Source organism: Pseudomonas sp. Xaverov 83, assembly GCF_019352905.1.
In the GTDB taxonomy this organism is placed as follows: domain Bacteria; phylum Pseudomonadota; class Gammaproteobacteria; order Pseudomonadales; family Pseudomonadaceae; genus Aquipseudomonas; species Aquipseudomonas yamanorum.
The window spans coordinates 1-25,072 of record NZ_JAAAFU010000039.1; the positions used below are offsets into that span (position 1 = coordinate 1).

21 protein-coding genes are annotated in these 25,072 nt (G+C 60.1%); 12 read left to right on the forward strand and 9 right to left on the reverse strand.

What is annotated here, in order from left to right; genetic code table 11:
- Positions 1-79 precede the first annotated feature (79 nt).
- From K0H47_RS14010 to K0H47_RS14020, 3 genes are all read right to left on the reverse strand, one after another.
- A complete protein-coding gene (locus K0H47_RS14010) occupies positions 80-1,780 on the reverse strand; it encodes an aspartate:alanine exchanger family transporter (protein ID WP_374106757.1) in 1,701 nt (566 codons plus the stop codon).
- 69 nt (positions 1,781-1,849) lie between these two features.
- Entirely contained in the window at positions 1,850-3,280 is a 1,431-nt protein-coding gene (locus K0H47_RS14015; RefSeq protein WP_219272959.1) for a glutamate decarboxylase, read from the reverse strand.
- A 176-nt stretch (positions 3,281-3,456) separates the two neighbouring features.
- The gene (locus tag K0H47_RS14020) at positions 3,457-4,479 is read right to left on the reverse strand and encodes an AraC family transcriptional regulator (protein ID WP_063029925.1); all 1,023 of its coding nucleotides are present in this window, start codon (positions 4,477-4,479) and stop codon (positions 3,457-3,459) included.
- 168 nt (positions 4,480-4,647) lie between these two features.
- Between K0H47_RS14020 and efeU the strand changes: the two genes are divergently transcribed.
- The 5 genes from efeU to K0H47_RS14045 all read left to right on the forward strand — a co-directional run bounded on the left by efeU (position 4,648) and on the right by K0H47_RS14045 (position 9,500).
- Positions 4,648-5,496, forward strand: a complete 849-nt coding sequence (gene efeU / locus K0H47_RS14025; protein ID WP_003218412.1) for an iron uptake transporter permease EfeU — start codon at positions 4,648-4,650, stop codon at positions 5,494-5,496.
- A 10-nt stretch (positions 5,497-5,506) separates the two neighbouring features.
- Positions 5,507-6,709, forward strand: coding sequence for an iron uptake system protein EfeO (efeO, locus tag K0H47_RS14030; protein WP_218262799.1), 1,203 nt, complete (start codon positions 5,507-5,509; stop codon positions 6,707-6,709).
- Between the two features lie 14 nt (positions 6,710-6,723).
- Positions 6,724-8,031 (forward strand): iron uptake transporter deferrochelatase/peroxidase subunit, encoded by a 1,308-nt coding sequence (efeB, locus tag K0H47_RS14035; protein WP_177026036.1) that lies wholly within the window; start codon positions 6,724-6,726, stop codon positions 8,029-8,031.
- 27 nt (positions 8,032-8,058) lie between these two features.
- Entirely contained in the window at positions 8,059-8,877 is an 819-nt protein-coding gene (efeO, locus tag K0H47_RS14040) for an iron uptake system protein EfeO (protein WP_003218415.1), read from the forward strand.
- 167 nt (positions 8,878-9,044) lie between these two features.
- Positions 9,045-9,500 carry a hypothetical protein gene (locus tag K0H47_RS14045; protein WP_093209701.1) on the forward strand — a complete coding sequence of 152 codons (456 nt, stop codon included), beginning with the start codon at positions 9,045-9,047 and terminating at the stop codon, positions 9,498-9,500.
- A gap of 93 nt (positions 9,501-9,593) precedes the next feature.
- On the opposite strand, the gene pssA is transcribed toward K0H47_RS14045, so the two are convergent.
- The gene (pssA, locus tag K0H47_RS14050) at positions 9,594-10,937 is read right to left on the reverse strand and encodes a CDP-diacylglycerol--serine O-phosphatidyltransferase (RefSeq protein WP_219272961.1); all 1,344 of its coding nucleotides are present in this window, start codon (positions 10,935-10,937) and stop codon (positions 9,594-9,596) included.
- A gap of 126 nt (positions 10,938-11,063) precedes the next feature.
- On the opposite strand from pssA, the gene K0H47_RS14055 reads away from it, so the two are divergent.
- The gene (locus tag K0H47_RS14055; protein WP_093209696.1) at positions 11,064-11,615 is read left to right on the forward strand and encodes a TetR/AcrR family transcriptional regulator; all 552 of its coding nucleotides are present in this window, start codon (positions 11,064-11,066) and stop codon (positions 11,613-11,615) included.
- Positions 11,616-11,651: 36 nt separating this feature from the next.
- Positions 11,652-12,131: a nuclear transport factor 2 family protein gene (locus K0H47_RS14060; protein ID WP_177072113.1), complete on the forward strand. Its 480-nt coding sequence runs from the start codon at positions 11,652-11,654 to the stop codon at positions 12,129-12,131.
- Between the two features lie 155 nt (positions 12,132-12,286).
- Here K0H47_RS14060 and K0H47_RS14065 read toward each other — a convergent pair whose 3' ends face one another.
- Both K0H47_RS14065 and K0H47_RS14070 read right to left on the reverse strand, forming a co-directional pair.
- Positions 12,287-13,447, reverse strand: a complete 1,161-nt coding sequence (locus K0H47_RS14065) for a PQQ-dependent sugar dehydrogenase (RefSeq protein ID WP_063029911.1) — start codon at positions 13,445-13,447, stop codon at positions 12,287-12,289.
- Positions 13,448-13,477: 30 nt separating this feature from the next.
- A complete protein-coding gene (locus tag K0H47_RS14070; RefSeq protein ID WP_219272963.1) occupies positions 13,478-13,798 on the reverse strand; it encodes a hypothetical protein in 321 nt (106 codons plus the stop codon).
- Positions 13,799-13,996: 198 nt separating this feature from the next.
- On the opposite strand from K0H47_RS14070, the gene K0H47_RS14075 reads away from it, so the two are divergent.
- Entirely contained in the window at positions 13,997-14,833 is an 837-nt protein-coding gene (locus K0H47_RS14075) for a Ku protein (protein WP_063029907.1), read from the forward strand.
- Between the two features lie 11 nt (positions 14,834-14,844).
- Positions 14,845-17,343, forward strand: a complete 2,499-nt coding sequence (gene ligD, locus K0H47_RS14080) for a DNA ligase D (protein ID WP_219272965.1) — start codon at positions 14,845-14,847, stop codon at positions 17,341-17,343.
- Between the two features lie 18 nt (positions 17,344-17,361).
- Here the strand turns inward: ligD and lpxO are convergent, their stop codons facing one another.
- Both lpxO and K0H47_RS14090 read right to left on the reverse strand, forming a co-directional pair.
- On the reverse strand, positions 17,362-18,261 hold the full coding sequence (lpxO, locus tag K0H47_RS14085; protein ID WP_063033960.1) for a lipid A hydroxylase LpxO: 900 nt from the start codon (positions 18,259-18,261) through the stop codon (positions 17,362-17,364).
- Positions 18,262-18,523: 262 nt separating this feature from the next.
- The gene (locus K0H47_RS14090; RefSeq protein WP_063029899.1) at positions 18,524-19,867 is read right to left on the reverse strand and encodes a Wzz/FepE/Etk N-terminal domain-containing protein; all 1,344 of its coding nucleotides are present in this window, start codon (positions 19,865-19,867) and stop codon (positions 18,524-18,526) included.
- Between the two features lie 396 nt (positions 19,868-20,263).
- Between K0H47_RS14090 and K0H47_RS14095 the strand changes: the two genes are divergently transcribed.
- On the forward strand, positions 20,264-20,650 hold the full coding sequence (locus tag K0H47_RS14095) for a TIGR03067 domain-containing protein (protein ID WP_218262794.1): 387 nt from the start codon (positions 20,264-20,266) through the stop codon (positions 20,648-20,650).
- A gap of 138 nt (positions 20,651-20,788) precedes the next feature.
- Here K0H47_RS14095 and K0H47_RS14100 read toward each other — a convergent pair whose 3' ends face one another.
- Positions 20,789-21,601 carry a bifunctional 2-polyprenyl-6-hydroxyphenol methylase/3-demethylubiquinol 3-O-methyltransferase UbiG gene (locus K0H47_RS14100; RefSeq protein ID WP_219272967.1) on the reverse strand — a complete coding sequence of 271 codons (813 nt, stop codon included), beginning with the start codon at positions 21,599-21,601 and terminating at the stop codon, positions 20,789-20,791.
- A 259-nt stretch (positions 21,602-21,860) separates the two neighbouring features.
- Between K0H47_RS14100 and K0H47_RS14105 the strand changes: the two genes are divergently transcribed.
- A complete protein-coding gene (locus K0H47_RS14105) occupies positions 21,861-23,099 on the forward strand; it encodes an MFS transporter (protein WP_063029895.1) in 1,239 nt (412 codons plus the stop codon).
- A gap of 162 nt (positions 23,100-23,261) precedes the next feature.
- Entirely contained in the window at positions 23,262-24,851 is a 1,590-nt protein-coding gene (locus K0H47_RS14110) for an ABC-F family ATPase (protein ID WP_008436174.1), read from the forward strand.
- Positions 24,852-25,072: the final 221 nt, after the last annotated feature.

Genomic DNA, 25,072 nt, shown 5'->3' on the forward strand with positions numbered 1-25,072 from the left:
CGTTTGCCAAAAGTGACCCGCTGTAAGAGCGGAACCATAAGTGGCCGTTACCGCAGCAACGGATATGTACCCAATACAGCTACCGCGCAAGCACCATGGCAAAGTACCCAAACACCGTGAGCAAAATCCCCGACACCGCATACGCAACAGGAAACCCGATCCACGGCACAGTGCTGTCGATCTCCTTGGCCGCCTCCCGCGCAGGCCCCGAGTGACTCCGCGCCCCCGCAACACCGCCCATGAGAATCGCCGGATTAATCTTGAACACATGAAACCCCACCGCCCAAACAATAAACGGTGGAATCGTGCAAGCCACAAACCCAAGCAAAAAGATCTTCAACGCAATAATCGCGCTGATCTGCGAAACCAGATTGGCCCCGGCATTCACCCCCACGATCGCGACAAAGAAAATCAGTCCCATGTCCTCGAGAATGTTGCGCGCCGCATTCGGCGTATTCCCAAAAAACCGCACCCGCGACACCAGCGACGAAACGATAATCCCCGACACCAGCAACCCGCCCGCATTGCCCAGCCCCACCGCCGCACCGAACGCCGGCACTTGAATCAGGCCGATCAGCAACCCCAGTACCATGCCCAGCGACAGCGTCAGCAAATCCGTCGCCGTACTCGGCCGCCCCGCTTTGCCCAGCAACGCCGTGGCCTTGTCGATGGCACTGCGCAGGCCGATCAGGTGCATCACATCCAGGCGCTGCAACCGCGTTTCCAGCCCCACCGGAATCGGCGCACCACCCCTCTCAATCCCCACCAACTGCACCTGCCCGGCAATCGGCGACTGGCTGAATTCCTTGAGCGCCTTGCCCACGGCATCCTTGTGGGTCACCAGAATCACCGCCTCATCCAGCGGTATATTCAACGCCCGGGCATCCGGTACTTCCGGCCCGATCAGGCCCATGTGATCGGTCAGCGCATCCAGGCTGCCGCCCAGGGCGATCACATCGCCCAGCTGCAACACCAGCGTCGGATCAGCCCCCAGCAACTCTTCACCACGCTCAACGTTCTCGATCTGGTACAACGCAAAGCGCTGGCGAAACTGCGCAATGCTTTGTCCTACCAGCTCCGGGTTCACCAGGCGATAAGCCCGCAGGTCAAACGGCCGGTACCCGCTGAGCCCGGCATCGTCGACGTTCCGCACACCGTGCTCCACCTCAAACTCTTTCGCGGCCTTGCGCGCATCCACGCCCCACCAGCGCGGGAGGTATTTGCAGATCAATATGATCCCGACTGTGCCCCAGATATAGGTGATGCCGTAAGACAGCGCGATCATCGCCGTGGCCGCTGCCGCGGTGGTGCCCGGCGGCAGTGGAACCACGCCCGAGGTGATGGCCTGCTCGGCGGAACCAATGGCCGCCGACATGGTTTGCGAACCGGCGAGAATTCCGCCTGCCGCGCCTACCGGCAGGGACAGCAACCGCACGCCGAGCACCACGATGCCCAGCCCAAGAAACGAGGAGAGAATCGCCAGGAAGGTGAACTTCCGGCCATCACCCTTGAGACTGTTGATGAACGAAGGCCCGACCCGCAAACCGACGCCGTACATGAACAGGTAATAAAACAGGCTCTTGGTGAAGTTATCGAGTTCGAAATGCACGCCGTAGTACGACGCCCAGGTCGCAATCGCGCAGCCGATCACGATGGCCCCGGCCACCGCGCCCAGGCCGTAGCCCTTGATGGTGCCGCGCCCGACCCAGACGGACAGGCCAACCACCAGGAACAGCAGGATGTAAGGGTTGTCGTGCAGGAAAGTAAAGAAGGCAGTCACGATGATTCGTACCTGGCGATGCAACGCTAAAGGTACCGGGCCCCGAGGCCCGGTGAGTGTTCAGTGCGTTCAGTCGAGGTTCGGGGTGTCGGCCGGGATGACCGGGGCGGCGATGGCGCCATGGCTGAAGCTGGGGCCCGCGTCGGAATGCTCCACCGGGTTTTTCTGCAGGTAGGCAACGGCCTTGCGCAGGTCCTCCAGCAGCAACGCCACCAGGTCACGACTCACGCCATGCCGCACCAGGATGCGCTGTACCACGATGTTCTGACGGTCGGACGGCAACGGGTAAGACGCAATCTGCCAGCCGCGCATGCGCACACGCTCCGACAGGTCGTAGAGGCTGAAGCCGTGGTCTACGCCGTCCTTGAGCTTGTAGCAGACCGCCGGCAGCCCGTCCTTGCCGTCGTACACCAGTTCCAGCGGCGCGAACTGGGCGATTTCCGATGCCAGCCACTGCGCCGTATCGGAGCACGCCTGTTGAATACGGGTGTAGCCGTCACGCCCGAGCCGCAGGAAGTTGTAGTACTGGGCGATGATTTCACCGCCGGGCCGGCTGAAGTTCAGGGCAAAGGTCGCCATGTTGCCGCCCAGGTAGTCGACGTAGAAGATCAGCTCTTCCGGCAGGTCTTCAGTGGAGCGCCAGATCACCCAACCCACGCCAAGCGGCGCCAGGCCGTACTTGTGGCCGGAAGCGTTGATCGACTTGACGCGCTCGATCATAAAGTCCCATTGCAGCTCTTGCTGAATGAACGGGGCGATAAACCCGCCGCTCGCCGCGTCGACATGAATCGGAATATCCAGGCCAAGATCGCGTTGCATCGAGTCCAGCTCGGCCGCCAGGGCGGCGACCGGTTCATAGATCCCGGTGAAGGTCACGCCCAGGGTCGCCACAACACCGATGGTGTTCTCGTCGCAATATTCCCGCAGGTCGGCCGGGCGCAGGCCTAATGCATCACCGCGCAAAGGCACTTCGCGGATTTCCACATCGAAGTAGCGGGCGAATTTTTTCCAGCAGATCTGCACCGGGCCGCACACGAAATTCGGTTTGTCGGTGGGCAGCCCCGCTGCTTCCCGGCGCTTCTTCCAACTCCACTTCAGGGCCAGGCCGCCGAGCATCGCCGCTTCGCTGGAACCGGTGGTGGAACAACCGACGGTTTGCCACGACTTCGGCGCGTGCCACAGGTCGGCAATGATGTGCACGCACCGGTTTTCAATCTCGGCCGTCTGCGGGTACTCGTCCTTGTCGATCATGTTTTTGTCGAGGGCGTCGGCCATCAACTGCTGCACTTCGGGCTCGACCCAGGTGGTGCAGAAGGTCGCCAGGTTTTGCCGGGAATTGCCGTCCAGCAGCAGTTCGTCGCGCACCAGGTTGTAGGCGGCGGACGGCGTGGTCGAGTGGTCCGGAAGGCGATATTTGGGCAGCTTGTGCTGGGCGGAGCCACTCGAATAGACGTCCTCGATGGCTTGGTCCTGGGTCTCTACGGTTCTGTGAAGTGCCATGAAATCCTGCTCTTGAATGAGGGAAATGGCGTAGACGTTGATCGCGACAAATGCCGATCAGGCTGCGTCAGGAAACGAACGATGGAGCGGTGGCGCCGAATATCACACCCATGGAGGCACAGGTAAGTGACCCAGGTCATTAAAACCATGGATAGTCAGTGCAGCCTGGCAGTGACCTATTGGCTCAGCGCTTCGTTCAGTATCAGGCTGCGATAGTGCCCGGGGTTGGAGCCCGACCACTTGCGAAACGCCTTGTAGAACGAGCTGGCATCGGCAAACCCCAGGCGGGTTGCGATTTCGGTAAAGCTGATGTCGGAGTCGGCCAGCCACACAATCGCCAACTCCTTGCGCACGCTGTCCTTGAGGCCCTGGTAGGTCTGCCCTTCTTCCGCCAGGCGCCGGCGCAGGGTCGAGGCCGAGATGCACAGGGACGCGGCCAGGCCTTCGGTTTCCGGCCAGGTGTCGGCAGGCATCTGCCGCAGGTCGGTCTTGATGCGGGTGGCGAGGCTGTCGGGGTCGCGGTATTTGACCAGTATGTTGGCGGGCGCGTGGGCCAGGAAACGCTTGAGTTCTTCCGGGCTGCGCTTGATCGGCAGGTCGAGGCAGTCGGCTGAGAAAATCATCCGGGTACGCGGCCGGTCGAAGCGCAGGTTGTCGGAGAACATCACCTGATAGTCGTCGCAGAAGTCCGGCGGCGAACAGCGCAGCTCAATCGCCAGGATCGGAATGCGTCGCCCGGCCAGCCAACAGGCGACGCCGTGGACGATCATCCAGTAGGCAAAATAGGTGAAGGCCCGTTTGGGTTCGGGCTCTGGCTCCAACAATACGATTTCCGCCAAGCTCTGCTGATGCACCAGTTGCGCGGGCATGCGCTCGAACATCAGCGACAGGAAGCCCAGGCCGGTTTCCAGCGCGGTGGCCAGGGTCGGTTGCGCCATAGAGGCCCGGCACAGGAATTCCAGGCTGCCGGATTTGAGCTTGCGCGGGTCCATGCCAAAGAATTCATCGTCCATGCGCCGTGCCAGCAGGCGCCAAAGACGCGCGTAAGCCGTTGCCGGGACACGTGCACTTGCCTGTTCCAGCAACGCCGGATTGATCCCGACTTTGCTCAACACTTCATCTGTCGCCGCACCCGGCGCGCAGCTCTGCAACAAGGCTTCGCGAACCAGATGGATGGAAATCGTGTCTTTTTCCGACATGGGGAATGGCGCAATCCGGTGGCTGGGACAATGCCGCGCATTCTAGTGGCGGTTGCGGTTTGCCACCACCGTTCAGTCAAGGTTCAGTAAAGGTCAACATTTCTTGTTTAGCAATGAGTATCATTATGTTACAACTTAGCATCCTATCTAGTGACGATTCGGTGCCGAATGCTTGTTCCTTTTCTCATCATGCTGCGCGAAGGCATAGAAGCCGCCTTGATCGTTGGCATTATTGCCAGCTACCTCAAGCAAACTGGCCGTGGCCAGTACATGCCCGCAGTGTGGATCGGCGTGTTTCTGGCTGCGGCCCTCGCGCTGCTGGTCGGCGGTGGCCTGGAACTGGTGAGTGCCGAATTCCCGCAGAAACAACAGGAACTGTTCGAAGGCATCGTTGGCCTGGTGGCCGTGGGGATTCTCAGCTCCATGGTGTTCTGGATGCGCAAGGTGGCGCGCTCCATCAAGCATTCCCTGCATGAATCCCTTGATCACGCCCTCGCCGGTTCCAAACACCAGGTCACAGCGCTGATCGCCATGGTGTTTTTCGCCGTAGCCCGGGAAGGCCTGGAAACCGTGTTCTTCCTGTTGGCGGTGTTCCAGCAAAGCGAAGGCCCGGGCGCACCGATTGGCGCCCTGCTCGGCCTGATCCTGGCGATCATCGTCGGATTCCTGATCTATACCGGCAGCATGCGCCTGAACCTCGGCGCGTTCTTCCGCTGGACCGGTTTGTTCATCCTGGTGGTTGCCGCCGGCATCCTCGCCAACTCGGTACAAGCCCTGCACGAAGCCGGGGTGTGGAACCACCTGCAAACCGTACTGTTCGATTTCAGCGCGACGCTGCCGATGGATGGCCCTCTGGGCTCGGTGCTGGCCGGCATGTTCGGCTATCAGGACGCCCCGACCATCAGCACCCTCGGCGCCTACCTGATCTACCTGGTGGTGGCCCTGGTGATGTTCTTCCTGCCCGCGCCGCCGAGCAAGCCGGCTACCCGCACAACTTCTTCCGTTTCCAGCCAGTAAGGACCGCCTCTTGTCCAACCAAACCCCTCAACCGGCTCCGCCCTCCCGTGCCTTGCGCTGGGCGGTGGGCGGCTCGGTGGTCGTGATGATCGCCGCCGGTGGCCTGTTCTACTACGCTTCGCAACTGGCTGCCTCCAAGCGCCAGGCCAACCACAATGAAATCGCGGTGACGATCCACGCCCACAGCTGCGAGCCGAATGCGCTGACGGTGCCGGCGGGACACGCCAGTTTCCGCATCATCAACCGCTCGGACCGTGCCGTGGAATGGGAAATCCTCGACGGCGTGCTGGTGGTCGAAGAGCGCGAGAACATAGCCCCGGGCCTGAGCCAGGTGATCAACGCCAACCTGCTGCCCGGCGACTACCAGATCACCTGCGGCCTGCTGAGCAACCCACGAGGCACCCTGACGGTGACGCCGACTGCCGAGTCGGACGCGCAAGCCAAGGCCAAGCCGTCGATGGTGGCGTTTATCGGCCCGCTGTCGGAGTTCCGCGTGTACCTGAGCAGTCAGGGCGGCGCGCTGGTCAAGGCCGTTACGGCACTTGAGCAGGCCATCGAGGCCGGCGACCTCACCCAGGCCCAGGCACTTTACGTACCGGCCCGCGAGGCCTACCAGCGTCTCGCCCCGGCCTCGCAACGCCTGGCAGAACTGGACAACGCAATCAACGCCCGCGCCGACTACTTTGAAAAGCGCGAGCAGGACCCGGCCTTCAGCGGCTTCCACCGTCTCGAATACGGCCTGTTCCAGCAACGCAATCTCGACGGTCTGGCGCCGATTGCCCAGCGCCTGGTCACCGACGTCACCAGCCTCAAGCAACAGCTGCTGGCCCAGTCGCTGCCGCCGGAGCAACTGGTGAGCATCGTGGTGCGCAACCTCAACAGCCTGGCCGACGTACGCGCCGCCAGCGGCGAGGAAGAACGCTACAGCCACACCGACCTCAACGGCTTCGCCGCCAACCTGGACGCCGCCCGCAAGGTGGTCGACCTGATGCGTCCGCTGTTGACCAAATCTGCCGCGCAATTGCTGCCGGGGATCGACAGTGCGATCAGCGCCCTCGACGCCGAACTCAGCGGTTTGAAAGTCGATGGCCGCTACGCCTCGTATGACAGCGTTACCGCCGATCAGCGCAAGCAGATCGCCGACAAGGCCAAGGCTCTGGCCGTTGCACTCGATGGAATCGACCCCGCCCTTGGCCTTTCCGGCCTGAAGTGAAGACGACCGTAGACATGAGTGATTCAGAACAGTTTTCATCCCAGCGTCGTCGTGTATTGCTGGGCATGGCCGCCACCGGCGCCGCGATTGCCGGCAGCAGCCTGAGCTGCCCGGCAATGGCCGCCAACGCGGCTGCACAAGTGACCACCGCGCCAAGCAGTGAAAAGACCCAGGACCACCACGATTTCCATGGCAAGCACCAGACCGGCATCGTCACCCCGCGCCCGGCCTGCGGCATGCTCGTGGCATTCGACGTATTGGCCAGCGACCGCGAGGACCTGGAGCGGCTGTTCCGCACCTTGAACGAGCGCATCGCGTTCCTGATGACCGGCGGCACCGTGGTGCAAGTCGACCCGAAACTGCCCCCCACCGACTCCGGCATTCTCGGCCCGGTGGTGACACCGGACAACCTGACCATCACCGTGTCGGTCGGCGAGTCGCTGTTCGACGAACGCTTCGGCCTGGCCGCAGCCAAGCCCAAGCGCCTGATCCGCATGGTGGGTTTCCCCAACGATGCGCTGGAACCGGCGCAGTGCCACGGCGACCTGAGCCTGCAGTTCAGCTCCAACACCCCGGACACCAATATCCACGCCCTGCGCGACATCGTGAAAAACCTGCCGGACCTGCTGCTGGTGCGCTGGAAACAGGAAGGCAGCGTGCCGCCCCAGGCCCCTGCCCGCCCTGGCGAGCCGGCGCAGAGCGCGCGCAACTTCCTCGGTTTTCGCGACGGCTCGGCCAACCCGAACTCCAACGACAACAAGGCGATGGACCAGATTGTGTGGGTGCAACCGGGCAGTGACGAACCGGCCTGGGCCGCCAATGGCAGCTACCAGGCGGTGCGGATCATCCGTAACTTCGTCGAACGCTGGGACCGCACGCCGCTGCAAGAGCAAGAAAGCATCATTGGCCGGATCAAGACCAGTGGTGCGCCCATGGATGGCCAGAAAGAAACCCAGGTGCCGGACTACAGCAAGGACCCGGAAGGCAAGTTGACCAAGCTCGATGCCCACATCCGCCTGGCCAACCCGCGTACTGCACAGACCCAGGCCAACCTGATCCTGCGCCGGCCGTTCAACTACTCCAACGGCGTCAACAAAAACGGTCAGCTGGACATGGGGCTGTTGTTCATCTGCTACCAGGCTGACCTGGAGAAAGGCTTTATCAGCGTGCAAACCCGGCTCAATGGCGAGCCTCTGGAGGAATACCTGAAGCCGGTCGGCGGCGGTTATTTCTTCACTTTGCCAGGCGTCACCGGGGACAAGGATTTCATCGGGCGCACGCTGCTTGATGCGACACATCCACACACCACTGCCAAAACCTAAAACAAACCCCAGAGCGGAAATCGTCCCATGAAGAAGTCGTCTCTCGCATTGTCGTTGTTAATGAGCCTTTCGCCGCTGGCCGCCTTCGCCGCCACCGCGCCGCTGGACCTGGTAGGGCCGGTGTCGGACTACAAGATCTACGTCACCGAAGAAATCGGCGAGCTGGTCACTCAGACCCAGGCGTTCACCGACGCCGTGAAAAAAGGCGACCTGGCCACCGCCAAGAAGCTGTATGCGCCAACCCGTGTTCACTATGAGTCCATCGAGCCGATCGCCGAGCTGTTCAGCGACCTTGACGCCTCCATCGACTCCCGTGTCGACGACCACGAGAAAGGCGTGAAAGCCGAAGACTTCACCGGCTTCCACCGCATCGAGTACAGCCTGTTCTCCGAGAACACCACCAAAGGCCTCGACGCCCTGGCGGACAAGCTCAACAGCGACGTACTGGACCTGAAAACCCGCGTGGACGGCCTGACCTTCCCGCCGGAAAAAGTCGTGGGTGGTGCTGCTGCCCTGCTGGAAGAAGTGGCCGCGACCAAGATCTCCGGTGAAGAAGATCGCTACAGCCACACCGACCTGTATGACTTCCAGGGCAACATCGACGGCGCGAAGAAAATCGTCGACCTGTTCCGTCCGCAGATCGAGAAGCAGGACAAGGCCTTCGTCGCCAAAGTCGACAAGAACTTCGCCACCGTGGACAAGATCCTGGCCAAGTACAAAACCAAGGATGGCGGTTTTGAAACCTATGACAAGGTCAAGGAAGCAGACCGTAAAGCCCTGGTTGGCCCGGTCAACACCCTGGCAGAAGACCTGTCCACCTTGCGTGGCAAGCTTGGCTTGAACTGATGCACCTCACTCGCGGGCCGTTCGTGCCCGCGAGTACTCCCCGCTCCAGCGGTAGTGCCCAAGGGTATCTACCTGTGATTTCTGACAGTAGACAGGCTGAAGGTATTGGAATCTCATCGAACGGCGGGCTTGGATGAATAAGCCCGCTCAACCTTGAGGCAAAAATCATGAGCAATGAACTGTACGATCTGACTACATTTGAAAATAAAAACTGGAACGAATGGACCGAGACCGTCCCAGGCACCACGAAGTTTGTGCAGCAAACGCCCAATGATCCGCTGGATTTTTATCTTTCATCCGACTTCGGAACGGGCAGTGCTATCCGCATACAAAAGCGTTTCCGCTTTACTGCGGGGCAGGAGTATTTACTCAACTTTCAGTTCAGATCAAAAACACCTGCTCGCCTCATCGTCAGGCTGGCGGAAGTTGAGCAATCATCCAGTCTTTTCCAACCGAGCAATAACTGGATTGGTGTCACAATTCCCCTTCCCACCGCGACAGAATCCGGCAACCAGTTAAATCTCAGAATCACTTTTCGATTTGAACTTCAAACGGACCAGGCCGACAAATTTGACCTTGATAATTTACTGGTCAGGCATGTCGACCACAAAGTCAAACAATAGATGCCTTCACATCCAGGCAGTCAGAGCCAGGTTGCAGTACCCAAACCAGCATGGCAGTGGCGCCCCGCAAAAATCGGAATGCATGCAACGGTGCTACAAGATCCGATACAACAACCGCTCGATCCGCACCCGGCTGACCCGACGCAAGAACTTGCCGACGGCCGCCGGGTACTCCACCAGTGTTTCCAGCTGCTGATAGCGCTCGATACGTGAGGTGTGCTGGAAAATCTCCGCCAGTTCAGTGCGCCGTGGCCCTACCCACTCACCCTTGGGATCATCGATGAGCAAGGCGTTTTCCAGGTCGAGGCGAAACGCTCGCGGGTTGATGTTGTTGCCGGTCAGCAAAGTGTAGCGCTGGTCGACCCACATGCCCTTAAGGTGGTAGGTGTTGTCGCCGTCGCGCCACAGGTGCAGGTTCAACTGGCCGCTGTCGATCATGCGCTGATGGCGCTTGGCGAAGCGACGCAGGCTGATTTCGTAGAGATACGGCAGCGCGGCGATAACCTTGAACGGCTCGCTCGGCGGAATGTAGAAGTCGTTGGCAGTCTTGTCGCCGACAATGATGTCGATCTTCACCCCGCGCGCCAGGGCGCGGTTGATTTCCCGGGTCACCGGCAGCGGCAGGTTGAAGTACGGCGTGCAAATGGTCAGCTGGTGTTGGGCGCTGGCAATCAGCTCGCAGATCACCCGGCTCAGGGGGTTGTTCTTGCACACGCCCAACAGCGGGCTGACCGTCAGGTTGCCATTTGACAACTGCCCCGCCGTGGTGTCATACACCGCGTGTTTCAGGCGACTGCGCAGGTCGCCAATGTCGTTGCGCAGGCTGCGGGTGGTGGGTGGGTTGGGCAGGTCCAGGCGATGCACCGCCTTGGCGGCTACCAGGCCGTGCTCCACCAGGTGCTGCATCGAGTCGGCCAGCGCCTTGTTGTGAATCAGGTGATAACGGTCGTAACGGTATTTGTCGAACTTGTGCAGGTACACGTTATTCAGGCTGGCGCCGCTGTACAGCACGCTGTCATCGATCACAAAGCCCTTGAGGTGCAGCACGCCGAACAGTTCACGGGTTTGCACCGGCACGCCATACACTGGCACTTCGGTGCTGTGGGACTCGGTCATGGCCTGGTACCAGGCGCTGTTGCCCGGTTGCTTGCCGGCGCCGATCAAACCACGCTGGGCCCGCAGCGAGTCGACCACCACCACGATATCCAGCCCGGGCCGGGCGGCCTTGGCCGCATGCAATGCGTCGTAGATCTCTTGTCCCGCCTCATCCTGCTGCAGGTATAACGCCACGATGTAAATGCGCTGGGTGGCCTGGGAAATTTTCTCCAGCAGGCAACGGCGGTACTCGGCGGCGCCGGACAGCACCTCGATCGCGTCGGGCGTGAGGGGAAAACCGCGCAGCTTGGGCAACAGGGAGCGTTTGAATAACGACGGCATAGGGCTCGCAATGGGTCGAATCCGAAGGACTCCAGAGCTTACACCATGGGCTGGCTCAGGTCTTCCCGCCGGCGGGTAAAAAATAATTAATTGACCAAGAAGAACGATCGTTCTACTGTAATTTACATGAACGATATCACTCGCGACATTATCCTCGACGTCACCGAAAAGTTGATCTACCGAAATGGCATCGCAGCCACCGGCATGGATCTTCTGGTGAAGACCGCCGGCGTCTCCAGAAAGAGCGTCTACCGCTACTTCGCCAACAAGGACGAACTGGTGATCGCCGCCCTTCAGCGCCGCGACGAGCGCTGGATGCACTGGCTGCGCAGCGAAGTGACACGCCACGCCACCACGGGCGAGCGCCTGTTGGGTGTGTTCAGTGCGCTGAAAACCTGGTTCGGCTCCGACGATTTTCGCGGCTGCGCCTTCATCAACACCAGCGGCGAGACCGGCGACCCGCAAGACCCGGTCCGCCTGCTGGCCAAGGCCCATAAACAGAAACTGTTCGAATACGCCCTCGAACTTTGTCAAGCACATGGCACCCCCGACCCGGAACGCCAGGCCGCGCACCTGCTGATCCTGATTGATGGCGCCATTACCGTTGCCCTGGTGATGGGCGACACCACCGCTGCCGATAATGCGCAAGCCATGGCGCGGACCTTATTGCAACTTTGACCCTACGTTCATTAGAACCCGTTCAGGAGCCGTCCGATGTCATCCAACCCAGAAATACGCCCGCCGGTGCCTCCATTCACCCGTGAATCAGCGATTGAGAAAGTTCGCCTGGCCGAAGACGGCTGGAATTCCCGAGACCCGCAACGAGTATCCCTGGCCTATACCCTGGATACTCAATGGCGCAACCGCGCCGAGTTCGCCCACAACCGCGAAGAAGCCAAAGCCTTCCTGACCCGCAAATGGGCCAAGGAACTGGATTATCGGTTGATCAAGGAGTTGTGGGCGTTTACCGGCAACCGCATTGCGGTGCGCTATGCCTATGAATGGCATGACGACTCCGGCAACTGGTTCCGCTCCTACGGCAACGAGAACTGGGAGTTTGACGAGAACGGCTTGATGGCGAACCGGTTTGCCTGCATCAACGACATGCCGATCAAGGAAAGCGAGCGCAAGTTCCACTGGCCGCTGGGGCGGCGTCCGGATGAGCATCCGGGGTTGTCAGCGCTGGGGTTGTAGGCTGGACGCTACCCACCTGTGGGAGCGGGCTTTTCTGTGGGAGCTGGCTTGCCTGCGATGCAGACACCTCGGTGTATCAGGCACACCCAGTTGACGCCATCGCAGCGATGCGGCGACCCGACAAGCCAGCTCCCACATAACCCCGGCGGTCTACGTCAGTCCTGGTTAAGGCCTACCCGATACAACACGCCGTTATCTTCATCCGTCAGCACATACAGGTAACCATCCGGCCCCTGACGCACATCACGGATCCGCGCTTTCAACCCCCCAAGCAATCGCTCTTCGTGGATGACCTTGTCCCCATCGAACTGCAAGCGAATCAGCTCCTGGCTCACCAGTGCACCAATAAACACGTTGTGCTGCCAGGCCTTGAACCGGTCGGCGTCGTAGAACGCCATGCCACTCACGCCGGGGGATTTCTCCCAGACATGGTGCGGCGGCACTGTGCCTTCGGCGGTCTTGCCCTTGGCCTCGGGAATCGGCGTCAGGGAATAGTTGATGCCATGGGTCGCCAGCGGCCAGCCGTAGTTTTTTCCACGCTCGATAATGTTGATCTCATCCCCGCCACGCGGGCCGTGTTCGTTTTCCCAGAGTGTGCCGCTCCACGGGTTCAGTGCCGCACCCTGTGGGTTACGCTGGCCGTAGGACCAGATTTCCGGCCTCACGCCTTCCTGGCCCACGAAGGGGTTGTCTTCGGGTATACGGCCATCCGGGAAGATCCGCACGACTTTGCCTTGCAGCTTGTCGAGGTCCTGGGCGGTGGGGCGGTCGTTGTTTTCCCCCAGGGTCACGAACAGGTACCCATCGCGGTCAAACACCAGCCGTGAGCCGAAGTGGTTGCCCGTGGACAGCTTGGGCTCCTGGCGCAGGATCACCTTGAAGTCCTGCAGGCCAGTCAGGTCATCGCTCAAGCGCCCGCGCCCGACCGCAGTGCCGGCCGTGCCGTTCTTGCCACCGCCTTCGGCGTAGGACAGGTACACCAGGCGGTCCTCCTTGAAGTCGGGTGACAGCACCACGTCCAGCAAACCGCCCTGCCCTTTGGCAAACACTTGAGGCACGCCCGTCAGAGGCGCGGACAGCTTGCCGTCCGGGCTGACAAAGCGCAGGTTGCCGGGACGTTCGGTGACCAGGAAACCTTGCTTGTCCGGCAGGAACGCCACCGCCCACGGGTGATCCAGGCCCTTGGCAATCGGGGTGACGGTGATACTTCCCTGCTCGCTGGGGAACTGTTGGGTGTCGGCCGCCGAAACGGGCAGCGCCAGGGGCAGCAAGGCAGCGGCGCAGAAGGTCGCTAGAAGGGTTTTGCGTAGAAACATACGGTGGGTTTCCTTGTCGTCTTCACACACTCAATCGCCGCGATTGCCATTGGCGTCACGGGTGGGAGCTTTGGGCTGGATGGCGGGCGGGGTCTGTGGGCTGTCGCGGCGCTGGACGCTGTTGCCAATGCCGCCGTTTTGCAGGGTCGGCGACCGCTGCGCCGGCGGGATGTAGGTGCCCCGCGTTGCAGGCGCATTGGGCTGGGTGCCCTGCATGCTGTTGGGGTTGGCCTGATGGATGGGCCCGTTGTAGGGGTTGTTGCTGCTGCCGGGCAGGTTTTGCGCCTGTGCCAATGAACTCAAGGCCAGGCCCAACGCCAACACGGCAAGGTTGCGCAAACGGGTGTTCATGACAAAAGCCTCTCTGGGCGCGAGTACATGTGCTTTCGATAACACGCTACGCCTTGGGTTCGGCTTTGGTAACTAAATAGTTTCTCATCAGGTGTAACACGATCTGTCTGAAACCCCGGTACCAGCCGGCTGGCCAGGGAAACTTTTGCCGAATCCACCCTGTCCCCTGAAGACCTACACACGTTCAGGAATACCGACATGCCACGGGCTATCTGGAAAGGCGCAATCAGTTTTGGCTTGGTACACATCCCGGTGTCGCTGGTCTCGGCCACGTCCTCCCAAGGCGTCGACTTCGACTGGCTGGATAAGCGCAGCATGGACCCGGTGGGTTACAAGCGCATCAACAAGACCACCGGCAAGGAAGTCACCAAGGACAATATCGTCAAGGGCGTGGCCTACGAAAAAGGTCGCTACGTGATCCTCAGCGAAGACGAAATCCGCTCGGCCCACCCCAAGTCCACCCAGACCATTGAAATCATCGCGTTTGTGGCCAGCGACCAGATTCCGCTGCAGAACATCGACACGCCCTACTTCCTGGCGCCCGACAAGCGCGGCGGCAAGGTCTATGCGCTGCTGCGGGAAACCCTGAAAAAAACCCGCAAGGTCGCCCTGGCCAACGTGGTGCTGCACACCAAGCAGCACCTGGCGGCACTGATGCCGTTGGAGTCGGCGCTGGTCTTGGTGATGCTGCGCTGGCCCGCTGAAGTGCGCGGCCTGGATGAGCTGGAACTGGGCAGTGACGTGACCAAACCGACCCTGGCCAAGGGCGAGCTGGACATGGCCAAGCGACTGGTGGAAGACATGAGCGCCGACTGGAAGCCCGAAGAATACCGCGACAGTTTCCAGGAAAAGATCATGGCGCTGGTGGCGAAGAAGGCCAAGGCCGGCAAGATCGAAGACGTGGAATCCAGCGAGGGTGAGGAGGAGCGCAAATCAGCCGATGTGATCGACCTGACGGAACTGCTCAAGCGCAGCCTGGCAGGCAAGAGCCCGACGAAGAAGCCAGCCGCGAAAAAAACCCGCAAGGCTTCATGAGGTAGACCGCCATGGCCAAGCCCCTGAGTGAATACAACGCCAAGCGCGACTTCGATGTAACCGCCGAACCTGCAGGCAGTGCGCCTCGCGGCAGGAGCCGGGCCCAGGCCTTGACCTTCGTGATTCAAAAGCACGATGCGCGCAACCTGCATTACGACTTTCGCCTGGAACTCGATGGCGTGCTCAAAAGCTGGGCGGTGCCCAAGGGCCCGAGCCTGGACCCGAGCCAGAAGCGCCTCGCCGTGCATGTGGAAGATCATCCATTGGGCTACGGCAGTTTCGAGGGCAGCATTCCCGCCGGCCAGTACGGCGCGGGGGACGTGATCGTCTGGGACCGCGGCGTGTGGCAGCCCCACGACGACCCGCGCAAAGCCTACACGGCGGGCAAGCTGAAATTCACCCTGATCGGCGAAAAGCTCGCCGGCGACTGGACATTGGTGCGCACGCGGCTCAAGGGCAGCGGCGATAAGGAGCAGTGGCTGTTGATCAAGGAGAACGATCAGCAGGCGCGCCCGTTGGCTGATTACGACGTGGTCCAGGCCGAGCCGAAAAGCGTGTTGAGCGATGCAATGGTGGGGCGCCCGAAAAAACCAGCTGCTGCGAAGAAAACCACGCGCAAATCCTCAACTGCCCTGCCCGATCAGCTCACCCCACAATTGGCGACGCTGGTGGACCGTGCACCGGACGGCGACTGGGTGTACGAGATCAAATTCGACGGCTACCGCATCCTCACACGTATTCGTGACGGTGAAGTGCGGCTGTTCACCCGCAATGGCCATGACTGGACAGACAGGCTGCCGCGCCAGGCCAAGGCCCTGGAGACCCTTAAACTCAAGGACAGTTGGCTCGACGGCGAGGTGGTCAGCTTGAACGCTGATGGGTTGCCGGACTTTCAGGCGTTGCAGAACGCCTTTGATATCGGTCGCAGCCTGGACATTGTCTATTATCTGTTTGATGCGCCGTTTCTGGAAGGTCGTGACCAGCGCGAGGTCGCCGTCGAAGAGCGGCGCGCCGCGCTGAAAAGCGTGCTGACCCGCAGCAGGAGCAAGCTGCTGCGCTTCTCCGAGTCCTTCGCCGCCAATCAGCGGGATATCTTCGAAAGCGCCTGTGACCTGGCGCTGGAGGGCGTGATCGGAAAACGTGCGGGCAGCCTGTACGTCTCCAAGCGCAGCCCCGACTGGATCAAGCTCAAGTGCCGGCTGCGACAGGAATTCGTAATCGTCGGTTTCACCCGTCCGCAAGGTTCACGCAGTGGCTTTGGCGCACTGCTGCTGGCGGTCAATGACGACACCGGGCTGGTGTATGCCGGGCGCGTGGGTACCGGCTTTGATCAGGCCGCATTGAAGAAGATCAGTGAGCAGTTGAAAGCCTTGGAGCGCGATGCGTCACCACTGGCCAAACCGCTGACCAGCGCCCAGGCGCGGGGTGTGCACTGGGTCGAACCGCAGTTGGTAAGCGAAGTGCAATTCGCCGAATGGACTCGCGAAGGTGTGGTGCGCCAGGCGGCCTTTGTCGGGCTGCGTACCGACAAGCCGGCGGAGCAGATTGTTCATGAGCAGCCGCGAGCGGCCAAGTCGATGAAGGAAAAAACCCGTAAAAAGGCAACTGAGCCCGGTGCCGTGTTCGGGGTCAAGATCACCCATCCCGACCGAGTCATCGACACCCAAAGCGGTACACAGAAACTACAACTGGCGCAGTTCTACGAGAGCATCAGCGAATGGATCCTGCCCTTCTTGCGTAACCGTCCTGTGTCTTTGCTCAGGGCACCGGAAGGCATTGCGGGTGAACAGTTTTTTCAGAAGCACTCCGAACACCTGGCGATCCCGAATATCAAGCAACTGGATCAGGCTCTGGATCCGGGTCATGCGCGGCTGATGGAAATCGACAGCCCCGCCGCGCTGATCGGTGCGGTGCAAATGGGCACCGTCGAGTTGCACACTTGGGGCGCCACCGCGGACAAAATCGAAACCCCGGACCTGTTTGTGCTCGACCTTGACCCGGACCCGGCCCTGCCATGGAAAAGCATGCTTGAAGCGGCGCAACTAACTCTGTCGGTGCTGGATGAGCTGGGGCTTGAAGCGTTCGTCAAGACCAGCGGTGGCAAGGGCCTGCACCTGGTGATACCGCTGGCGCGCAAGGATGACTGGGATACGGTAAAGGCCTTCGCCAAGGCGATTGCCCAGTTCATGACGCAGCAGTTGCCGGAGCGTTTTACCGCGACCTCAGGCCCGAAAAATCGCATCAGCAAGATCTTTATCGATTACCTGCGAAACGCCCGGGGCGCCAGTACGGTGGCGGCCTACTCGGTGCGCGCGCGGCCCGGCCTGCCGGTGTCGGTGCCGGTGAGTCGTGACGAGTTGAAGGGTTTGCACGGCGCCCAGCAATGGACCGTGGCCAACCTGCACGAGCGGTTGCAGAATTTGAAGAAGGACCCGTGGGCGGGTTATGCCAATCGGCAGAAGATCAGCAAGAAGATGTGGGAGAAGCTGGGCGCGCATCCGCCAGGCTGATGCGCTCCCCGGCCAGGTTCAGATCAGGATGAAGATCAGCGCCAAACCGGCGAAGATCGCCCACTTCTCCAGGTAGTAGCGGGTGCGATTGCGCTTTTTCAGCTCTTTGCCCCGCAGACGGATCTTGTACAGGCGGGTAAAGGCACGATTCAGGCCACCGGTCTTGTCCCCGGCATCGTTGGGCGAGCCGGCCGCAGCCATTACGTTGCGGCTGAACCAACGGTTGAACGCCGCCGCCCAGCGATACTTCATCGGGCGTTCGATATCGCAAAACAGAATGATCCGGTTCTGCTCCGTAGTGTTTTCGGCGTAGTGGATGAAGGTCTCATCAAACATCACCGGTTCGCCGTCGCGCCAGTAATAGCTTTCACCGTCAACATTGATGTAGCAGCCCGGGTCATTCGGCGTGTCCAGGCCCAGGTGGTAACGGTAGGAACCGGCATACGGATCGCGATGGCGTACCAACTTGGAACCCGGCGGCAGCTCGGCAAACATCGCGGCCTTGATCGACCCGATGCTTTGCACCAACTCAGTGGTGCGCGGGCACAGCTTCATCGCGGAAGGATGGCTGTCGCCGTACCACTTCAAATAGAAACGCTTCCAGCCCGACTTGAAGAACGAGTTGAATCCCACGTCGTTGTATTGGTCGGAACGCTTGATCTCGCCCGCACGCAGCAAGTTCTGGCCTTCCTGGCGGATCTCCTCCCAATGCTCCTGGAGCGGACTCAAGTCGGGAAAGTCGCTGGGAGCCAGGTACGGCCGGCTGGGCAGTTTGGAGAATAGGTACAGAAAGCAGTTCACCGGAGCCAGGAAGGTCGAGTGATCGCTGAGCTGGCGGCCCAGCTTGTGCCGCACACGGCCACGCAGATGGACGTAGGCAATGGAGGCAACGTAGAGAGCAACAATGATGAGTTTCAAGGTATTCGTCACAAGTCAGAAGAGAACAGGCTGCTCCTGCGTGCCCACGACGGCCGAGGATTGAAGATGCAGCACCTGAAATCACAATTCACAAACAGGCAACACGACCGGCTGGGTGACAATCCGGTCATGGCCATTGGCAGCTATTTTAGCCACACTTTGTAACCAAAGGTTAATCAAGAATTGTGAAAAGGTGTCCACTGAGTGTGCTGGGAAGCGCGGAAACGGGCTTGCCAGGCGGCAAGCCCGAGGGCAGCCGGCCTTAAACGTGCGGTTCATCATCCTTGCGTGGACGCTGGGAAAGCCGATGGTCATCCAACTGCGAATAGGGCACAGACTCGCGTCGCGCCAAGATAAAATGGCGACCCAGCGCAATCAGCACACCCAGCACCAATCCTCCAACCAGACTCAGCGCAATCACCAAGCCTTTTTTAGGCTTGATCGGGCTCAGCGGCTCTTGGGCGCGTCGGTCAATGGTGACCAGTTTCAGGCCACTCATGTCGATATTAAGGCCCTTCAACCGCGCGACTTCAGCTCGCAATGGTTCAACATCCTGCAAGAAGATGTCTTCATTCCCACGCTTTTTCAGCACTTCCACTTCGCGGTTGACCTGCAACATCTGCAACTCTTTGCCAATTTCTGCAATGCGGCTGTTGGTAAAGTCGTCGTTGGTTCGCGCCTGCAAGGCCGTGCGTTCCGCCTCAAGCGCCTCTGTACCCAGGAAGTACAGCGGGATTTTCTGGTTATTGACCTCAGTGCGCATGACTTGATTCGAGCCGCTGCGCGAGGCATCCGCCATAGACGAAGGCGTGGTCGGCGTCTTGATGCCCATCGACTTGGCGATGGAAATGGCCTCGGCCAGCTCCGCCAGCCGATCCGTTCGCTCCATTTTCATCTGTAAGCGCAGGGCGCCCAACTCGTCTTCCAGCTGGGCTCGCTTGAGCCTGTCGGCCTCAAGCAACTTGGCAATCTTCGATTCCTTATCGGTGTCGTAGTTGGCGCGTGCCGCGTCAATCTTGCCCTTGAGTTCGTTCAGGCGGTTATTGACGATCACCTTCAGGTCTGCACCGACCTGGGCACGTTCCATATCAATGGCGTAGTCCACAAAGCCGTTGAGAATAGCCACCCCGTCGATGTCTCTGGGGTACTGCAATTCGAGGCGGATATAACTGCTCAGGGAGTCGGCTTTTTTCGGGTCAGGCAGGATCAGGTTGATGGAGTTTCGGTTGAACTCCTCAAAACTCTGCTCAAGGCTTTGGCCGGATTTCTGGAATGCCTTGAACAGCTCTTCATGGGACTTGAAGAACCCCAGGCGGGCTTCGTAGGAGTCCAGTTGTGCTCCCACTTTGTTCAAGGCATCAGCCGGGGGCAGCTTATAGACTTCGGAACGGTTCAGTGCATCGAGTTCATTGATGGCGGCGGGACGCAGCACGCTACTGACCTGATACTCCCTGGGTGCCAGAAATGCGTAGCCTACCCCCAGGACACCCGCCAGGATCGTACACCCCAGCACTAACTTTTTTTGTCGCCAGATCCCGTGGCACAGTTCAATCAGGTCAATTTCGTCCGATGCCGCATGAGCTTGGAACCGAGGAGTTTTATTCAAAACTGATGCACCTTAAAAAGTCGACAGTCAACGGCCATGCCGATTCATGGAATACTGAACAGCCGCTTGAAAATCAGGGACAACGCCCTGCACACGAGACACACGGTCTACCGATGGTCATCGGACCACCCACGTTGCGGAAAAGTCCCACACGACAGGAGATTGTTTTCGCTCAGATACTTAGGTGTCAGTCCCGCTGCGCTGAGCGTAGACGAACTTGTAAGGACACGTTTCCAAATCAGGACATAAAATAGCGCTAAATGCCCGGGATTATTGGGAAATTTCATACGCGTCCGTAAGAAATCAGACAATTCTCACAAAATCGTTTCAGTAGATCCGTCAGACATAGGTAAACCGGCGTCTTGACGATCATTTTTCCACCAAAAAGGAGTTTGTATGGCATCTGTTTCAAGAGAGGATTTCCAAGCGCTTCAAGGAGCCTGGGAACAAACGGCACTGGAAGACAGCGGCGTACTCAACCCAGCCGATGAGCACAGCGCACCGGGGGCCATCACCACCATCAGCGGTGACCAGTTCAAAGTAGTAACACCCGACGGCGAGGTGTTACTGGCAGGCAGCTTTACCCTCGATGCCAGCACGGCACCCAAAAGCATTACCTGGATTGATTCGATGGGTGAAGACGCTGGCAAGCAGTTACCCGCGAGTTACCAGCTGGAAGGTGATCACTTCGTGTTTATCGCGGCAGATGAAGGCATGCCCCGCCCTACCCGCTTCAGCACGGGCCCGGGGCAAACCATGCGCACTTTTGTTCGCAGGCCCTGACAAGACGGTACATCCGTCCTTGCGACACGGTTTTCACATGGCCTTCACTTATCGAGCGATAGGGTGAAGGCTACCTACTCCAGTGAACACCTTGGCCCGCCTTCCTCGCGGGCTTTTTTTTGCCTGCGCGGCCGTCAGTCAGCCTGGGCGCTTGATTGCGGTGAGGGTGTAGCACAGAGGCAGTTGCGCGCGCTGGGGTTCATACTGGTCGTAGAGCTCCTCGCGATTGGAGTGCGCGAACTCCTGCAGATGAGTGATCTGTAACCCGGCGGCGATGGCACCGCTGACGATCGCGCCCAAGGTGTGCACGAACCAATAGGAGGCAGCCGCAACACTTTCGGTCTCACCTTCGTAGACGATGGCTTCCTGCTGCACGAAAGGCTCACGTTGAAAGTACGAACTGACCGGCAGCATCGGGTTAGGCGCTGTTGGGTCAAACACTTCCAGGAACGGATGGGTTTCGTAAATCACCAGGCTGCCGCCGGGCTTCAAGGTGCTGGCGACATGGGCCATGAACAAAGCGATGTCCGGCATCCAGTTCAGCACGCCGATGGTGATCAAGGCGACATCAAAGCGATCGGTGAGCCCACGGGGGAGATGGTGAATGTCAGCTTCGATGAATTCAGCCTCGTGAGGCGAAGCGTCGGCCAGCTCGCGAGCCTGCTGCAGAAAGGCTTCGGACTGATCAATCCCCACCACCGTGCGCGCGCCCAGCCCGAACAGCGACAGGCATTCCCGGCCATTGTTGCAGCCCAGTTGCACCACGTCCTTGCCATCGACACCGACCTTGCGCAGCAATGCGGTCAACGTCGGGTCCAGGCGTGAAAAGCCGGGCTTGGCGACGTCCTCAAGCAAGGCGTTCCAGTTGGCGGTGTTTTTATGCAACCTGGCGGATTCGTTCCAGGCGTCCTTGTTGCTGGAAATAGCCTCTTGGGCTGACAGCATGTCCATTGCGTCTCCAGAATTTTTCAGTCATTGCGACAAAAGAGGTCCGCCCTACACCAAAAGCCTCGCCATCCCTGAACCGGTAAAGAGCCTTCACTGTAGGGCGAACGGACGGAAAATAAGCCAGGCTTATGGGATGTTCAACTGTTAACAATAAAATTCCCTGAAAAAATCCCCACCAGCGCTATATTTCGATGCAATTGGCGCCACTTTGTAAATGTTTGTGCCTGTGCGGCGCCTGCGCCAGAAACTATCCCCTCGTGCCATGGCCACTCGCTCTGACCTGCGCAACACACTGTCCTTGGACAGCCTGAACTTCTTCCTGGCGGATGTCCGTGACGGACTGGGGCCTTACCTGGCGATTTATCTGCTGGCCGTGCACCACTGGGACCCCGCCAGCATCGGGGTGGTCATGACCCTTGCCGGCATTGCGGCGTTGCTCACCCAGACGCCGGCCGGCGCGTTGATTGACCGAACCCGCAGCAAGCGCGCGGTGATTGTGATCGCGGCCCTGTTGGTCACCGCGAGTTGCCTGCTCCTGCCCTTCGTCAGTTCCTTCAGCCTGGTGGCGCTGACCCAGGCAGCCAGTGCAGCAGCGGCCTCGGTGTTCGCGCCAGCCATCTCGGCGATTTCCCTTGGCATTACCGGGCCGCGCGCATTCACCCGCCGCACCGGCCGCAACGAAACCTTCAACCACGCCGGTAACGCGGTGGCCGCCCTGCTCGCTGGCGGGTTCGCCTACCTGTTCGGTCCGGTGGCGGTGTTCTATCTGATGGCGGTCATGGCAGCGGCCAGTGTCATCGCGGTCAGTTGCGTTTCAGCCAAGGCAATCGACCACGAGGTAGCGCGGGGCTTCGACCCTGCCCACAGCGCCGAACACGAACAGCCGTCGGGGATGACCGTGCTTCTGGCAAACAAGCCTTTAATGCTGTTCGCCATCTGCTGCGCCCTGTTTCACTTGGCCAATGCGGCGATGTTGCCGCTGGTCAGCCAAAAGCTGTCCCAGATCAACCTGCAGATGGCCACGCCGCTGACCTCGGCCTGCATCGTCGCGGCCCAGTTGGTGATGGTGCCGGTGGCCTGGCTGGTGGGCGTGAAGGCCGATGTGTGGGGGCGCAAGCCGCTGCTGCTCGCCGGCTTCATGATCCTGCCGCTGCGGGGCGTGCTGTATACGTTGTCCAGTGATCCCTATTGGCTGGTGGCAGTACAGATGCTCGACGGGGTTGGCGCCGGGGTGTTCGGCGCGCTGTTTCCGGTGATCGTCAAAGACCTCACCCAGGGCACCGGGCGCTTCAATGTCAGCCTGGGGGCGCTGTCCACGGCATTCGGCCTCGGCGCGGCCCTGAGCAGCAGCCTGGCGGGTTTTGTCGTGCAGTGGGCAGGTTACAACGCCGCGTTCCTGACCCTGGCGGGTGTGGCCGCGGTTGCATTGGGGTTGTTGTGGGTGGCGATGCCGGAGACTCAGGCAAATCCATCCTTGCACCGCCATACAACTCCCGCCTGACATATGCGACAATGCGCGCCAAATTCCAACATGCACCCATTTTTCTGCTCAGCGACTGGGCCTCAAGCCTTGATGTCGCTGCCGACGTATGCCCGTTGGCCTGGGCCACAAAATGGGCCCGGCTCACATTAGCGCACTCCAAGCTATTGATAGGTAAAGTAATTGATCTCCACAGCTAACATCACCATGCAGTTCGGCGCCAAGCCGCTATTTGAGAACGTTTCGGTCAAGTTCGGCGCAGGCAACCGCTATGGCCTGATCGGTGCCAACGGTTGCGGCAAGTCGACTTTCATGAAAATCCTCGGTGGCGACCTCGACCCGTCGGGTGGCCAGGTCATGCTCGAGCCGAACGTACGCCTGGGTAAACTGCGCCAGGACCAGTTCGCCTACGAAGAATTCACCGTACTCGACACCGTGATCATGGGTCACGAAGAGCTGTGGAAGGTCAAGGCCGAGCGCGACCGCATTTACTCGCTGCCGGAAATGACCGAAGACGACGGCATGGCCGTGGCCGAGCTGGAAACCGACTTCGCCGAGATGGACGGCTACACCGCCGAATCCCGCGCCGGTGAATTGCTGCTGGGCCTGGGTATCGGCATCGAGCAGCACAATGGCCCGATGAGCGAAGTGTCACCCGGCTGGAAGCTGCGTGTACTGCTGGCCCAGGCGCTGTTTTCCGATCCGGAAGTGTTGCTGCTCGACGAGCCAACCAACCACCTGGACATCAACACCATCCGCTGGCTGGAAAACATCCTGACCCAGCGTAACAGCCTGATGATCATCATCTCTCACGACCGCCACTTCCTGAACAGCGTCTGCACCCACATGGCCGACCTGGACTACGGCGAGCTGCGTCTGTTCCCGGGCAACTACGACGAATACATGACCGTGGCGACCCAGTCCCGCGAGCAGTTGCTGTCGGACAACGCCAAGAAGAAAGCGCAGATCTCCGAGCTGCAATCCTTCGTCAGCCGCTTCTCGGCCAACGCCTCGAAAGCCAAGCAGGCCACTTCCCGCGCCAAGGCGATCGACAAGATCCAGCTGGCCGAAGTCAAGCCATCGAGCCGCGTGAGCCCGTTCATTCGCTTTGACCAGACCAAGAAGCTGCACCGCCAGGCGGTCATCGTTGATCGCATGGCCAAAGGCTTTGACGGCAAGACGCTGTTCAAGGACTTCAGCTTCCAGGTTGAAGCCGGCGAGCGCGTGGCAATCATCGGCCCGAACGGTATCGGCAAGACCACCCTGCTGCGTACCCTGGTCAACGAACTGACCCCGGATGCCGGCACCGTCAAGTGGACCGACGCGGCTGAACTGGGCTACTACGCCCAGGACCACGCTTCGGACTTCGAAGACGAGTCCAACCTGTTCGACTGGATGGGCCGCTGGACCAAGGAAGGCGAACAAGTGGTTCGCGGCACCTTGGGCCGCATGCTGTTCTCCAACGACGAGATCCTGAAGTCGGTGAAGGTGATTTCCGGTGGTGAGCAAGGCCGCATGCTGTTCGGCAAGCTGATCCTGCAAAAGCCGAACGTGCTGATCATGGACGAACCGACCAACCACTTGGACATGGAATCCATCGAGGCGCTGAACCTGGCGCTGGAGAACTATCCGGGTACGCTGATCTTCGTCAGCCATGACCGTGAGTTCGTATCGTCCCTGGCCACTCGCATCATCGAGCTAAGCCCGAGTGGTGTGATCGACTTCAGCGGTACTTATGACGATTACCTGCGTAGTCAGGGTGTGGTTTTCTAAGAACCGCTGGTTGTTTGAAATGCAAAAGCCCCGTCCAGTGTGATGGGGCTTTTTTTGCGGCTGGGATTAGGGATCAAACACACAACTCCCAGACTTCCCCCGCCCCCCCTGTGGGAGCCGTCGAGCCCCAGCGAGGCCGCGATGGCGGTGTGTCAGGCAACCTCTTTATCAACCATGCCGCCGCCTTCGCAGCCTCGCTAAAGCTCGACAGCTCCCACATT